Below are 859 nucleotides of genomic sequence, written 5' to 3'. Positions count from 1 at the left end.
CCCGCCGCTTCGCGCGCGAGGGCGGGGTTGTGCCCGGCGCCGGCCCGGCCTGGCGCGGCGGCAATGAGCGGCGGCCCGGGCGCGACGTGCAGCGGGCGCCCGATGTGCGCATGAGCCAGGCGGCCATCGCCGCGCGCGACCAGGCGCCGTCGCAGCCGCGCGCCGGCCGCGGCGATGCCGATGGCCCCGCACGTGGCGATCGCAACTATTCGAACGCCCCGGGCGAACCCTGGCGCGGCAACGGCCGCGGCCAGAGCAGCCGGCCCGACGAAGCCCGCGGCTTTGTTGGCCAGCCGGGCCAGCCGGGCGGACCGGCCGACCCGCAACGGCGGGCGCAGGGCATGCAGCGCGAACAGCAGCAGGTTTTGCAGCGCCAGCAGATGGAGCTGCAGCGGGAACAGCAGCGCGCGCTGCGCGAGCAGCAGCGGCAGGCGCCTGATCTGCAGCGGCAACAGCAGGAGGCCCGGCAACGCGACGCCCAGCAACGCCAGTGGCAGGACCAGGCCCGCGACCAGCAACGCCAGCAGGATCAGCAGCGCATGCAGCAGCGCCAGTGGGCGGATGGGCAGGACCGTCCCGATCCGGGGCGGCAATCGCAGGAAATGCAGCGGCAGCGCTTTGAGCAGCAACGGCAGATGCAGGATGCCCAGCAACAGCGCCAGATGCAGGATGCCCAGCAGCAACGGCAGATGCAGGAATCGCGGCAGCGCCAGGCGCAAGACGCCCAGCGCCAGCAGATGGAGCAACAGCGCCAGTCCGAAGCCCAGCAGCAGCGGCAGATGCAGGAATCGCGGCAACGCCAGGCGCAAGACATCCAGCGCCAGCAGATGGAGCAGCAGCGCCAGTCCGAAGCCCAGCA

1 protein-coding gene is annotated in these 859 nt (G+C 72.9%); it reads right to left on the bottom strand.

The genetic code is table 11. The annotated features are described in order from the left end of the window. The coding region (locus tag C265_RS32570) for a hypothetical protein (protein WP_037024987.1) at window positions 1–859 on the bottom strand (859 nt) is incomplete at both ends.

The sequence above is a fragment of the Cupriavidus sp. GA3-3 genome (genome assembly GCF_000389805.1).
In the GTDB taxonomy this organism is placed as follows: domain Bacteria; phylum Pseudomonadota; class Gammaproteobacteria; order Burkholderiales; family Burkholderiaceae; genus Cupriavidus; species Cupriavidus necator_D.
Note: the sequence above shows the minus strand (reverse complement) of the source record. Positions and strands in the feature narration are given on the sequence as shown.